This is a genomic window from Halomicronema hongdechloris C2206 (assembly GCF_002075285.3).
GTDB lineage: Bacteria > Cyanobacteriota > Cyanobacteriia > Phormidesmidales > Phormidesmidaceae > Halomicronema_B > Halomicronema_B hongdechloris.
The window spans coordinates 1552171-1565347 of sequence record NZ_CP021983.2; the positions used below are offsets into that span (position 1 = coordinate 1552171).

Consider the following 13177-nt stretch of genomic DNA (forward strand, 5'->3'; position numbering starts at 1 on the left):
AGAGTGCCTTCTGAGCCAGCCTACCCTACCGTCGCAAGGATACCCCTGCTATGCTTCTAGGCAGGGCAGCTAGCGGTGGGAGCAGCGGTATGGGATTACTGGACCGTCTCTGGCGCGTGATTCGATCCAACATCACTAGCTTGGTTAGCCAAGCCGAAGATCCTGAGAAGATCTTGGATCAGGCCGTTGACGATATGCAGTCGGATTTGATTCAGCTGCGTCAGTCAGCGGCTCAGGCTATTGCCATTCAGAAGCGTACAGAACGCCAGTACGCTCAGGCCAACTCAACGGCTGAGGAATGGTATAACCGGGCTCAGTTAGCCTTGCAAAAGGGAGAAGATGACCTAGCCCGACAGGCATTAATGAAACGCCAGACCTATCTTGAGACCACCAATGCCATGGAGGGGCAGTTGCAACAGCAACGTCAGGTGGTTGCCAAGTTGAAAGACAACATGCGAGTGCTGGAGTCAAAGATTGCCGAAGCTAAGACCAAGCGGGATATGTACGTTGCCCGAGCTCGCTCTGCTCAGGCCTCTCAACGTATCAATGAGATGATTGGACGGGTAGGAACTAATGATGCGATCGCAGCCTTTGACCGCATGGAAGAAAAGGTATTAAACCTGGAAGCCCAATCAGATGCCTTGGCTGAACTCAGCACCGCCGGTAGCCTAGAGGCTCGCTTTGCCGAACTGGAAGGCCACCCCGACTCGGTAGAGGCCGAACTCGCCGCCATGAAGACGCGACTACGGGGAAGCACCGATCCCGAATCGGGTTCCCTGCCGCCAGGGGCATCGGGCAATAAGTGAGCAATAAGTGAGGGCGATGGGGCAAGGTTAGTTGCCCAGCGCAGGGCGGCAGGTATGCCATCAGAGCTAATTGGCAAAGGACATCTTAAAGAGTCGTCAAGCCAAAGGCTTGCAAGGCTTACAGCGATCTTGAGGGCGTGGTCGCGGTGTCCCTAACAGTCTTGCTCTGACTACTGTATGGGCGTTTTGCAAATCACCGCTCAGGCTGACTGGGGCCAAGACTGGTGCACAATCAAGCGATTGCCATCGGGATCGTAGGCATAGACCTCGCGGCCATGGGAGGCCGTGATGATAGGACCCCTGGGGGCACAGTCGAGGGTCTCTAGACGTGCGATCGCATCGTCCAGACTATCGACCTCCAGGCACAGACTGATGGCCCCGGCTCCGGAGGGAAATAGAACCCGATGGTCAGCGCGGGGGCAAAAGATACCAAGCCTACTGCCTGGCAGCCGAAACTCAGCATAGGTTTGAGCCTGGTAGACCGCCGGGGCTTGCCCTAAAAGGTCTTGATAGAAGCACACCAGCCGTTCCAACTCCAGACTGGCAACGGTGATCATTGTCTGTTGCACTTGCATCAAGACCCTCCTAACGTCAGATGCGATTCCCAGGCCAAGGCACTAAGCTTCTAGTACAGATGCTCACTCGATACCTCAGAGGAGGTTGCTGCTATGGTTGCGACTGCATCTCCCCAAACCCACGCCATTGTCGACCTCCTGGGCAACGAGGCCGACAATCTCCTCAATTATTCTGCCGAAGTCCCCAAAGAGTCCCTACACCTGCCCGGTCCAGACTGGGTCGATCGCATTTTCGCCTCCAGCGATCGCAATCCTCAGGTACTGCGTAGCCTACAACAACTCTACGGCAGTGGGCGCCTAGCTCACACTGGCTACCTCTCCATTTTGCCGGTAGATCAAGGGGTGGAGCGCTCTGGATAGGAGTGAAATTGAAGGAGTTCTTTGATTGGCGACGCCAAGGCGATCAACTACCCGGTCCGCCGGCTAGCCTTTTGTCTGGAAACTTGAGAGAGGTTCAGGAATACGGAGGCTTCTTCAGCTTCCTTCCAGCAATGCATCAACGGTATGGAAAGGTGCTTCGGTTCTGGATGGGATCGTCAGATCTGATGGTGTCCATTAGCGACCAGGATATTCTTTCTCAAATTGCTTCTACTTTACACTCAAGACCGAAAGCCGCCAAGAAAGCCTTGGGGTGGTTAGGGCATGAGAGTCCAACATTCAAGAGCCATGAGGAATTGAGGACCATTCGCTCAAAGGTGATGCCCTTGCTGATGGGTGAGTCCTTAAAGTATCTGTGCCTAGTTGGTCAAGAGCGCACGAAACGAATGCTGGACGGCTGGAAAACTGCGACTGACGCAGTCGAAGTGGCAAGCGACTTCAGTGAGATAACTTTTGATATCATTGGGGTCGCTTTATTTGGACAAGAGTTCAGTAGCACTGACCTAGGCCAAAAGTTCAAAAAATTGTTTGTGCATGTCCTCCGTGAGGCTCACCCAAGGTCTGAGGAAGTCATTCCTTCTTTCTGGGATCCAAAATATTGGCAATGGAGAAAGAGCATTTCCCGCTTGCAAGACTGCGCTGAACAACTGATCAAGCAGAGGAGACAAGCTCTAAATATGAATAAAAGGAAGGATTTATTGTCTCTGGTTCTAAGTGAGAAAGATGGAAGTGGGAATCCATTTTTCTCTGATGAACAAGCCCGTGCCACAATTGTAACCTTTGTCTTTGCTGGGTTTGACACCTCTGCATCATCTTTAGCATGGATTTGCTATCTGCTCTCCCAACACCCTGAGGTTCAGGCTAGGGCACAGGATGAGGTTGATAAGGTACTGGCTGGTCGGTTGCCAGAGTTTGAGGATCTCGACAAACTTAACTATCTGACATGCGTGGTCAAAGAAGCAATGCGCTTGTACCCACCTGTTCCTGAGGCACTGCGAGCGCTGGAGTCAGATTTGGAAGTTGGTGGCTATTCCATTCCCAAAGGAGCAACCTTTGTTATTCCCATCTCTATGCTCCATGAGGATGAACAGATTTGGGAGGAACCCAGAAAGTTTTTGCCAGAGCGTTTCACCCAAGAAAATGGAAAAGACCACCCTCGATATGCTTACCTTCCGTTCGGAACAGGTTCGAAGAGTTGTATGGGGGCAAGATTTGCCATGACAGAGATTCGACTGGTGCTAGCAATGATGCTGCAAAGGTTCTCATTACAGTTGGTTCCCGAGCAGGAAGTTATTCCGGAAATGCAATCCATTATTTTGCAACCGAAGTATGGGCTCAGGTTGAACGTTGTGACCAGAAACATGAATGGAACCAGAGGACAGACTTTGGAATATTCTGCGTCTGCCGGAGTTGCCAACGCATGAAGGCGCGGAGGACTACCTTCTAACTGTAAAAAGTCTGGCATTGAATCGTGATGGTCAATGGTTTGCGGGGATTGGGCACAAAAAGAGGCGATCATGTTGCCTTGTTTTCGCCAAACGTTCTAGAATTCGTCATCTCCTATCTTGGCATTTTGAAGCTCGGTGATGTTGCAGTTTCACTATACGTCAGGTATCACAGGTTTCCCCAAAGAGGCTACTTTTTCCCATGGCAATGTAATTTCTAACACCCACTCATAGAACTGCTGTTGTGTAATGCGGCCTGATGAGCAGTTACTAGTTTACCTGCCCCTATTCCATTGCTTTGGTCAAAACGCAATTCTCAACAGTGGTTTCAATGCCTGTGCCACTATTATTCTGCAACGCCGATTAAACCAGAGCAAGTCCTGGAAACTATTACCGCTGAGCAGGCTGCTACCGTTGCTGCGAACTTCCCACTGCCCAGACTTGAGAATAGGCAAAATCAATCGCCTCTTTTAATGCTTCATAAGTTCGCGCTCCAACTGAGCCCAAGATGCTCTTTACCTTCGACCAAAATGGTTCTATCGGTGAGAAGTCTGGGGAATAGGGTGGTAAAAATCTGATCTCGGCACCTACCGCCTCAAGCGTAACTGTGACCTCTTCTGTGGCTTTATGGGTAGAGCTATTATCCACAATAAGTACGGCTCCAGGCCATAGCTTAGGTGCTACTCGACGAATGATGTACGCTTCAAATGTCGGCTCTCTTGGATCTATGGTGACGGACTTGTTTTCTCAGGAGAAACAGGCTAATAGCCTAATTCGCAGATTTTCAAAGTTTGTAAACCCATAAGCCTGCCGCTTGATCAACTTTATTTTGTTGTTTATCCCTTCCATAACTCCACTGGTTGTACGGTCGATAAAGTAATGACATATTCCATCAAGATGGTTTTTAATCGTTTTGATACAACTGCAATACAGATTTTCTCCTTCTTTCATCCACTTTTCTAGTTGAATTCGGGCTTCTTCTGGCGCTTGGTAAGATTGATAAATATCTCTGAAACTCTCTTTAAGCTCATAAGCCTTTCTCAATCGCTGAGAGCACCTCAGAACCTCCTCTACTTGCTCTTCTTGTTCTGCATCTAACTCAGACCTACTCTTGAGTATTAAGTATTTTGGTGGTGCTACACAGGTAATGATGCATTGCAGTGATGAATGAAGTTCCACAACAATCCGATATGATTGCGTAGACTTTTTGAGAAGGCCAAACTCCGTCGCACAAACCGTGAGACTCGCTGACGCAGGGTGCAGTTGAATCGCTCGATATAGCTGGTTTTGCCACTCGCTTTAGTCACTACCCGATGCCGCTTCTGGGGCAGCATGCTCTGGTAGGCTTCCCACTCATCGGTGCAGAGCACGGCGCACTGACGATAGACCGGCGGCAGTGATCGCCACAGGCGCTGGGCGCGCTCTCGATCCCGCCTGCCCACGTGCGCCTCAATGATTTCTCGGGTATCGGCATCAAGGGCAAGCCAACCCCATTGTTTGTTGCCTTTATGGTCAACGAAGGACCAAAGTTCGTCGCACTGCACGGTTAATTGCCTTTTTTTTGGGCTGTACCTCGGCCCGGGTCGCGGTTTGTGCCGATTTGTCCTTGACGGAATCCTGCAGCCATTGTTCGGAAACCTGCATCGCTCGCGCGATGCCAGCCATCGAGATGCGTTCCAGCAGAAGTCTGTCAATCAGCTCTCGGGTCGGCTGGTCAATGCGTTTATCCGTTGGATTCTCCATGAACTGGTAACCGCATTGGCGGCAGAGAAAGCGTTGTTTTCCGGTATGAATACGCTCTGTTGAATGGCGGTCGAAATCGATAAAATCTATCGCTTCTGTAAAGTACTTCTGACAGTTTTCACACTTAAACTGGCGACGCTCGATTGTCAGTACTGTAAATTTTCCCAAGATTGACAAATCGCGAACTTGCAGTGGACGATGCTGATTAACTTTATCTGTTTCACAGCCACAAAACTGGCAAGGTACAGACTGATTGAGCCATCTCAGACCCAAATGCACTTCATTGTCAGTCTCCGTACACCTCTCTATGGTTACATTTGGAAAATTGAGCAATCGTTCTAAATGAAAGTCCATTTCTCTTGTGATTGTGTTTGTGCCTCAGTATACATGAGACACCGTCTATCCAGGAGAGCCTAAATTTTTCACTTGTCTGGCATTCTTTTGAGGATGCCTAGAAGGAGAAAACTTGAGCTGAATCTCATCAAAACGAGATAGCTGGAGAGCGCGAGGCTAAAAAGGATTGAAACCGACTTACTATTTCGGATCTTTGCTCAGACCTCCAAACAAGACCTACTTTACGGCTCAAATGAAGGTCTGAGAGGTGCAAATATTTTATGATGCTGCCAACTTGCTTTTGACATGGCATTATTGCCAAACCAATTCCTGCAGCAACAAGGGCCTTAGTCCATTCGTCAGAAGGCGACTGATAAATAATTTTAGGACAAATATTTTTGGATGCGAATAATTCCTGCAACTGATTTCGAATTTCGCATTCACTCCGGTCGATATAAGAATAATTATTCAGGACTTCTAAAGATACTGATTTTCTCTCTGCTAGAGGATGATCTTTGGCAACTGCAAGTAAATACTCTTCTTGAAAAAGGGTAGACGACGAGCTTTTTATTTCATTATCTTGTAAGACACAGATAATAAGATCAATTTCTCCTTTATCTAGCAAACTCTTTAGCTTTGGCACGCTGCTATCGTTCAGTTGCTCTATTTTTACGCCTGGATTAAATTTGATAAATTCACTAATCAACTCAGTTAAATAAGTCACGGATATCGTGTCAAAAATACCTATTCTAAGTAGATTGTAACTTTCGCATTCTTTCTTTATCTCTTGCCTGGCTGATTCATATTCCCTGATAATAGTTTTAGCTTTGTTTAGAAAAAGCTTTCCTGCCTGAGTTAGAAGAACACGTTTCTTCCCTCGTTCAAAGAGCCTTACTCCAAACTCTTCCTCTAGCTTTTTAATACCTACTGATAATGAGGGTTGAGTGATAAATAGGCATTCTGCTGCTTTTGTAAAACTCCCCGTTTCAGCCACAGTGATGAAATACTTGAGTCGTTCTGGGTTCATATCTCTTTCCTCTCATAATCTATTTCATTTCTAAGGGAGTTGTAGACAGATGACTCAGCTGATGAGGTAAGTGACCGAAAACCTGGCAATGCAAGTGATCGCGCAACCTCAAGATTTTCTTCGCAAGCAGACTCTAAATTTCAACAGATAAGATGTTACTCCGTAAGGACCCACATGGAAGCGGTATGGATTTGTTGCCATTTAGTGATGAGCTCCCCTGTTAAGGGCGAGAAATTGAGCGATCGCCCCTTGGGCTAGAATTAAGATGTAGAATTGGAGTAATCATTGATAATTTCCCAAACCACCTCAATTCCTGTAACAAATTGCCATCCAAACAGCACAGTGATAGTAAGGGCGATTGCAATATGTGTGTAGCGTGCCCATTCTTTGCCTCGTTGCATCAGAGGTGCTAATGCCGCTGCATTTGCCATTAGCACTGTCATTCCTAAGCCAACGAGGGTATGGGGAACCACATACAACTTGCCACTGTTAAGGTATTCGATACCCAGGACACCGATACTGCCAGTTGTCATTAATGCCAAGAGTAAAGCTCCGAGTTGGTAGTGTCTTTGTCCGAATTTCTGTTTGACCAACGCTTTTTTCAGCTCGCCAGTTGCAGTCCGGGTACGCCGAACTTGAATCCCCAAATAGAGGGCATAGAGTGTGAAAACAAACACGACCCACATCCAAGCGGGATGGATTGCATAGAGCCAGTAGTTCATAGTAGGGTCTCGTTTACTCGGAAAATGAAAGCTATACTGTTCCAGATTCTACTGTCCACTCTGATCCTCCAGAATTACTATTCACGGCTCTCCTGGTTTTAGGGTGAGAGAGGTTCAGTAAGGATACAAAAATCTTGCTGTTGAAATATTGAAAGGCTTGCTGTGAAAGGCTTTCAGGATTGATCCGTTGTACTCGTCACCATGGATCCAAGAGAGCCCTATTCACCAGCTTGAAATGAGAGCCTGAATCGCTGTTTGCGCAGCTGTCAGTGATTGCTGTCGGGCTTCATCTCCCATTGTCAAATTCTCAGCGTGGATAAAGGTGATATCAGTAATCCCAATGAACCCAAAGATTGCCCGCAGGTAGGGTTCTTGAAAATCGAGATGTGCTGTTGGCGTGCTAGCCGAGTAACTGCCACCTCGTGCTGTAATCACCAGCATTTTCTTATCTTTTACTAAACCTTTCTCGCCATCTGCCCCCATCGCAAATGTCCGTTGAACACGTACAATCTGGTCAATGTAGGCTTTGAGATTTGCTGGAACGCTAAAGTTGTACATTGGAACGCCAAAAACATAGCGATCGGCAGCTAATAATTCGTCAATCAGCTCATCTGAAATCGTCAAGGCAGTGGCTAGATGGGGAGAGATCTTGTCTGACGAACTGAATGCAGCAGCAATCCAAGCTTCGTCAACAGGTGGAACTGGATATTGTCCAATATCTCGATACGTTACTGTGTCGTTGGGGTGCTGCTGTTCCCAAGCAGTAATAAATTCTTTGGTGAGGGAGCGAGAAACCGAACGCTCCACGCGTGGACTGAAATCCACATAAAGGATATGTGTCATTTTAATGATGGGTAGTTTAATTCAACTCAATGACGCGATCGCACTAGCGCAACCGTAAGAATGGCACTAACGATTACAACCCTACGTCTTCTCATATCTCAGTATCCAGAAGAGTTTGATGCGGTTATTGCAAAGTCTTCTGTTTTTTCAGCAAATTCTTACTGATTTTTGTAATTAGTCACCGCAACAAGACGAGGCTATTGCGAATAAGGCAAAAGTCTGTAGAGTAAGGGATATGACGATACACCCCTCCTCAGAATTGAACCGCTCGGAGATCGACCCTGAAGAACAGGGGGCGAGGTATTGGTACGAGCGCTATTGCGAGCAACGAGCAGAGACCGAACGCCTTAAGGAACGGGTGAAAGCGTTAGAGGAGCAATTTGAGCGTCTCAATGAGAAACTTAGGAAGCTGAGTGAACGAACCAGTGAGACGAGTTCACAGCCACCGTCTTCAGATGGCCCCAAGAAACCGAACCGGGACCCGCAAAAGCCCCAACGAAAACGAGGCCCCAAATACAACCACCCTGGCAAGACCCGCAATGGCTTTGGCTAGATTAACCACGCCGAGTTGCTCGAGGTGCAACGCTGTCCGATTTGCGGGGGTAGCGTGGAGCGCCAACTCCAGGGAACCAAACGACAGCAAGTCGCCGAACTGGTGCCGGATCTCGTCGAGGTTTGGGAGTACGAGCGCCCCTTGTATCGGTGTCCGGCCTGCAGGTGGCAGGGCTATCAGGACTTGCCGCTGGGGTGCCGAGAAGGGTTTAGCTATGGTGGACGGCTGAGTAGTGTAGTGGGCTGGTTGGGGTATGGGGGCACCCTATCCTGGTCAAAACAGCGTTATGTCGTCGAGAGCATCTTCGGGATTCCGATGTCTCAGGGGAGCTTAGCCAAACTCCATCAGTGGTTTTGTGAGGCTCTGCAACCCGCGTACGAGCAGTGGTGGAGTTGGATTCAACAGCCTGGCGTGCGCTGTGTTGATGAGACCAGCTATCGCTTAAATGGCGTGAATCATTGGATTTGGATCGCCACCGCCCCGGAGTGCTGTGTGCTGTTCTTTGCCCCCACCCGGAGCTCAGCCGAGGTCAAGACCCTCTTGGGAGAGGACTTCTCAGGGGTCCTCAGCAGCGACTGCTGGTCGGCCTATGGACCGCAATCGGCAGTTGCCAAGCAGAAGTGTTGGGCGCACCTGGAAGGGGAACTCAAGGCGTTAGCCACCTCTCGCTTCTCAGAAAATCGGGAGTTTGCCCACCGCGTCTTCCCCATTATCCACACCGCTCGGCAAGCCCACCGGGACTACCATCAGGGGCGGCTAGTCGGGCTGAACTTCAAGCCCTCAGGCCCATTGTTGAAGCAGAATTAGCCGATGTGCTGGAGCATCCGCTTAAGGGGCGTTGGGCGGCTGATGCCCAAACATTGGCCAATCGATTTGGCAGACATTGGTCAGATTGGTTTACCTTTCTCTCCCAGCCTGAGGTAGACCCAGACAACAATGACGCAGAACGCGGTCTGCGGCCTGTAGTGATTCATCGCAAAGTCACCAGCGGTGCCCGCAGTGATTGGGGCGCTCAGCTTGTGGCCATGATGTTCAGTTTTCTCGAATCGATGCGCCGTCAAGGTGAAAATGCCGTAGACCGACTCTTTGAGCTCATCGCCTCGTCGGGATGCTCACCTCCCGCTTTGTTACCAGGGTAAGTCTACAGCGTCAGAGGCTGTCTCATTAAGCCTCTACTATTGCGGTGACTAGTTATTGATTTTTTTGAAATGCTTTAGGTGTTACTCCGACTAATCGCTTGAAATGGTAATTCAAATGGCTTTGGTGAGAAAATCCAAGGTTATGGGCAATATCTGCAATTGCCACTTCATGATCCCGTAACAGTTGCTTGGCGCAGTTGATTTTGCATTGAATAATATATCTATGAGGCGAAATTCCCATTGCTTGTTTAAACAAGGTGGCGAAATAGTTAGGGCTTATTTGTACAATTTCTGCCAATTCAGCAAGCGATACATCTCGATCAAGATTATCGTGAATATAGTCAATGACTTTCCGGTTTTTCTGCCTTGATAAACTGCCAACACACTGATGTGACTTACCCTTTTTGGCAGTGTAATGGCTAAGAAGATGAGCAATCAGTGTCGTTGTTAGTGAGTCAAGATAAAACTGTCCGTTTAGTTTCTCAGTTTCAATCTCTGTCTTGAGTGCTAATCCAATCCCATGAAGGAGCGGATCGAGACTGGAAAAGTGAGGAATGAGGTCAACTTCATCTGAGTCCGTCAATTCAAAAGCGCGATACCTAAACACAGTCGGATCAATACTGAGGAGAATGTAGCTATGCTCAGTGTGCCAGCAGGCTCGATTCCCAACATTTGCTGGGACAACAACAGCGTGACCTTCCCTCAGTTGATCGTGCTGTAAACGATTATCTAACGTCTGTTCATATTGGGTTAAGTCTGAAACCTGAGTATTGATGAGAATAAGATGCTGCTTGGGAGCGTGCTCAGGAACTTCATTAGCAGTATGTTGATAATATTCGAGATGAATCCCATTCCATTTGGCGTTGTGACTGGATAACAGAGGTTCAGTAGGCAAGAGTTGCTGCACTTCATTTTTTCTAGTGAAGTCAATCGTCAAGAATCTATCCTCAGACACTTGTTTTTCTTCCCACTCGCTCTTAGCCCAATTATATAAGAAGAGCGGTCGGGGTCTACAGGATTCACTATGCTAGAAGGCATGATAGATCGCCAAAAACCTTGCCAGGTAAAGCTTTCAGGAGCCGTCGCTTTTGAGTAGCATACTCAACCCGGTAGAGCCAGCGGTCGCCACTCACGGGTAACCCAAAGCAGCAACCTTTAGGTTACAAGCCTCACAGGTAACTCAGGAGAATCTATGCAAGCTGTGGGGGTGAAAAAGTGCTCTCGCATCTGTTGTTGAACCATCGCCTCCCACTCAGGTTCAGCGTGCGACCTTCTCCCAGTTTGTTGCCTCGCGGTTGTTGCGAGGGGCGCGCTTTCACCCAGTTGCTGATACTGCTGCCACCAGTCTGAAACAGTATTCCGATGGACGCCGAGATAGGCGGCAATATCAACAAATCGTTTTCCTTGTTCTTGCAGGCGTATCGCTTGCTGGCGCAGATAGTTTTGGGTCGTTGGATTGAGAAGTCGGGCATCTGGTTTTTCCATCCCTTTTTGCTAGCGATTTCCCCTCTCACACTACATCCTCTCACTTTGCCGGGTTAATAGTACAAAGGGAAGCATGAAGTGTCCTAGATGTTACTCAAGCAAAATTAGCAAAAATGGTCGCCACCGTGGTTATGCAAAGCGTTATAAGTGTCAAGAATGCGATCGCCAGTTTCTCGAGTCATATACTTTGCAAGGCTATAGCGCTGGCAATATATTTTGGGCGCATCCCAATTTTGCAGATGTCATTCTGAGTGTAGCGATAGCGGCACGAAGAATCTCGGCTGATAGCGTAGGATCGAGATCCTTCACGACACTTCGTTTCGTTCAGGATGGCAAAACTGGGATGCACTCTATATTTTAGATGCTTTATCTCTCTAGCTACTTTTGATAACTGGTATGAAGTTCCTAGCCGCAGGTAGTGCAGTAGTAGAGCGCTCAATGCAGCGCAATCCGCTGCCAGGCACTGGAGCGCCAACGCCAGAACAGGGCTACTCCCACGGTGACGATGTAAACGAGGACTGCTGCCCAGCCGCCAAAAACCCCCAATCCGAATTGGGGCAGACAACTCACCCAACCTTGACCAGGCGAAAACGAGAGCACGTGAGCTAGCGGGATGAATCCAAACCAAGAGATGCTGTTTGCAAGCACTGATGGCACCTTCACGTCGCCTGCTCCCTGCAAACAGAAGATGCTACTGATGTATAGTGCATAAAATACCTGATATCCTATAGCAAACCATAGCATGGCAAATCCGAAGGTAAGCACCTGAGGTGCATGAGGGTCTGCTGGTGAGATAAATAGGGGAATCAACCAGCCTCTGGCTAGCAGCAACAGCACCCCGACTACCCCCATATAGATAACGGTAAGCCGGATAACTACATTGCCTAGGTGCCTCGCCCAGCGCTTATCTCCAGCGCCGATAGACTGACCAACAAGGGTGGTTCCCGCTTGCCCAATTCCTATTGCCGGTAAGTAAGCTGTTGAGCTCAGCATCAAGACAATCTGGGTAGCTGCTCCCTCAGCTGTTCCCAGTTCGACCTGCATAATTTGGAACAGAGCCAGTCCCACCAAGTCGGCGACCATAAAAAGTCCCACCGGAATTCCATAAGCGAATAGTTGTCGAATATCTTTCCATCGCGGCTGCCAAACCTGGAAAGGCTGGAAGTTGGCTCGTTCGGAGTAGCTGAGGAATACTGCAAACAAGATGAGGGCTCCCGCCATCAATGAGACCGTTGAAGCCCATCCTGCCCCTGCCATTCCTAACCCAAGCTGGAACATAAGCAGCTCGTTACCTGCCACGTTGAGCACCGCGATGCCAACAGCGCTCACTAAAGTCACTTGAGGACGTCCAATACCGTTGAAGAAACTCCAAAGCGCCCAAATGCACACAAAAAATGGTCCACCTAGCAGGCGCGGGAACCAATACTCTAGCGCTAGCTGCTCGATGTTTGCTGCCAGATTAAAGGGAGCAAGAAGGCTGTAGCCTGCCGCAGCGATGAGGATAAATAGGGGAATGGTCAAAAGAGCACTCCAGCAGCCTGCCCAGACTGCTCTAGCTGCATGCGTTTTGCGTCCACCGCCAAAGGTTTGAGCGACGATAGTCTGGACGAATATCCCCACGCCACTTAAAAGCAGCAGGAACAAAAAGATTAACTGGTAAACTGCTCCCATGGCAGCAATAGCATCAGTAGAAATGCGTCCGGCGAACCAGGTGTCAGCGATGTTGAGGAACGCTTGGACACCGTTGCTTAAAAAAAGCGGGAGGGCTAGAACAATGACAGCGCGATGATCGAGCCGATGCCTGCCTCGGACATCAACCCTCGAGGCTGGTAGATCTGGCTGTAAGCGGGAGTTCGAGATTTCGAGTTCGGGGCTTCTACCCGTTCGGTCACCTGAAACGTCGAGTCGCTCTAGGCGCCACTTAAAATGCCAAGCCCTAGACAGCGCAGTCGAAACACTACGCATCAGTTTTGAGTAAGATTTCATTTCGATTTCCTCGGCAAGAAAACTGCCTATTATTGATAGGCAATTCAACTCAATGACGTGATCGCACTAGCGCAACCGTAAGAATGGCACGAACGATTGCAACCCTACGTCTTCTCATTTCTCAGTATCAAGAATAGTTCTA

14 protein-coding genes and 3 pseudogenes are annotated in these 13177 nt (G+C 48.7%); 6 read left to right on the plus strand and 11 right to left on the minus strand.

Going from position 1 to position 13177, the window contains the following annotated elements:
• Positions 1-89: 89 nt before the first annotated feature.
• Entirely contained in the window at positions 90-806 is a 717-nt protein-coding gene (locus tag XM38_RS06975; protein ID WP_080807396.1) for a PspA/IM30 family protein, read from the plus strand.
• 200 nt (positions 807-1006) lie between these two features.
• Here XM38_RS06975 and XM38_RS06980 read toward each other — a convergent pair whose 3' ends face one another.
• A complete protein-coding gene (locus tag XM38_RS06980; RefSeq protein ID WP_080807393.1) occupies positions 1007-1381 on the minus strand; it encodes a VOC family protein in 375 nt (124 codons plus the stop codon).
• 93 nt (positions 1382-1474) lie between these two features.
• On the opposite strand from XM38_RS06980, the pseudogene XM38_RS06985 reads away from it, so the two are divergent.
• The 3 genes and pseudogenes from XM38_RS06985 to XM38_RS28690 form a co-directional block, all read left to right on the plus strand.
• Positions 1475-1735: pseudogene (locus XM38_RS06985) on the plus strand (class I fructose-bisphosphate aldolase); the annotation flags it as partial.
• A 14-nt stretch (positions 1736-1749) separates the two neighbouring features.
• Positions 1750-3183 (plus strand): cytochrome P450, encoded by a 1434-nt coding sequence (locus tag XM38_RS06990; protein WP_187329313.1) that lies wholly within the window; start codon positions 1750-1752, stop codon positions 3181-3183.
• 50 nt (positions 3184-3233) lie between these two features.
• Positions 3234-3425, plus strand: a complete 192-nt coding sequence (locus XM38_RS28690) for an AMP-binding protein (protein WP_202978845.1) — start codon at positions 3234-3236, stop codon at positions 3423-3425.
• 187 nt (positions 3426-3612) lie between these two features.
• On the opposite strand, the gene XM38_RS28695 is transcribed toward XM38_RS28690, so the two are convergent.
• From XM38_RS28695 to XM38_RS07030, 7 genes and pseudogenes are all read right to left on the minus strand, one after another.
• Entirely contained in the window at positions 3613-3933 is a 321-nt protein-coding gene (locus tag XM38_RS28695; RefSeq protein WP_080807389.1) for a transposase, read from the minus strand.
• An 18-nt stretch (positions 3934-3951) separates the two neighbouring features.
• A complete protein-coding gene (locus XM38_RS07005) occupies positions 3952-4383 on the minus strand; it encodes a transposase (protein WP_187329314.1) in 432 nt (143 codons plus the stop codon).
• Positions 4341-5037 (minus strand): IS1 family transposase gene (locus tag XM38_RS07010; protein ID WP_449271859.1). Its coding sequence is split into 2 segments (ribosomal slippage): positions 4341-4772 and positions 4774-5037, totalling 696 coding nucleotides; the frame shifts between segments, so codons are not numbered across the junction. Before XM38_RS07010 ends, XM38_RS07005 begins: the two co-directional genes overlap by 43 nt.
• An 81-nt stretch (positions 5038-5118) precedes the next feature.
• A pseudogene (locus tag XM38_RS07015) lies at positions 5119-5301 on the minus strand (ISL3 family transposase); the annotation flags it as partial.
• Between the two features lie 127 nt (positions 5302-5428).
• Positions 5429-6307: a LysR family transcriptional regulator gene (locus XM38_RS07020; RefSeq protein ID WP_080807384.1), complete on the minus strand. Its 879-nt coding sequence runs from the start codon at positions 6305-6307 to the stop codon at positions 5429-5431.
• A gap of 260 nt (positions 6308-6567) precedes the next feature.
• Positions 6568-7029, minus strand: a complete 462-nt coding sequence (locus tag XM38_RS07025; protein WP_080807381.1) for a DUF4079 domain-containing protein — start codon at positions 7027-7029, stop codon at positions 6568-6570.
• A gap of 222 nt (positions 7030-7251) precedes the next feature.
• Positions 7252-7872, minus strand: a complete 621-nt coding sequence (locus XM38_RS07030; protein ID WP_080807378.1) for an FMN-dependent NADH-azoreductase — start codon at positions 7870-7872, stop codon at positions 7252-7254.
• Between the two features lie 235 nt (positions 7873-8107).
• Between XM38_RS07030 and tnpC the strand changes: the two are divergent.
• A pseudogene (tnpC, locus tag XM38_RS07035) lies at positions 8108-9564 on the plus strand (IS66 family transposase).
• Positions 9565-9616: 52 nt separating this feature from the next.
• Here tnpC and XM38_RS07040 read toward each other — a convergent pair.
• Both XM38_RS07040 and XM38_RS07045 read right to left on the minus strand, forming a co-directional pair.
• Positions 9617-10501, minus strand: a complete 885-nt coding sequence (locus tag XM38_RS07040) for an AraC family transcriptional regulator (RefSeq protein WP_187329315.1) — start codon at positions 10499-10501, stop codon at positions 9617-9619.
• 218 nt (positions 10502-10719) lie between these two features.
• Entirely contained in the window at positions 10720-11049 is a 330-nt protein-coding gene (locus XM38_RS07045; protein ID WP_080807374.1) for a helix-turn-helix domain-containing protein, read from the minus strand.
• A gap of 73 nt (positions 11050-11122) precedes the next feature.
• Between XM38_RS07045 and XM38_RS29345 the strand changes: the two genes are divergently transcribed.
• On the plus strand, positions 11123-11410 hold the full coding sequence (locus XM38_RS29345) for an IS1/IS1595 family N-terminal zinc-binding domain-containing protein (protein WP_449271845.1): 288 nt from the start codon (positions 11123-11125) through the stop codon (positions 11408-11410).
• A 74-nt stretch (positions 11411-11484) separates the two neighbouring features.
• On the opposite strand, the gene XM38_RS07050 is transcribed toward XM38_RS29345, so the two are convergent.
• The gene (locus XM38_RS07050) at positions 11485-13035 is read right to left on the minus strand and encodes an MATE family efflux transporter (protein WP_202978846.1); all 1551 of its coding nucleotides are present in this window, start codon (positions 13033-13035) and stop codon (positions 11485-11487) included.
• Between the last annotated feature and the right edge of the window lie 142 nt (positions 13036-13177).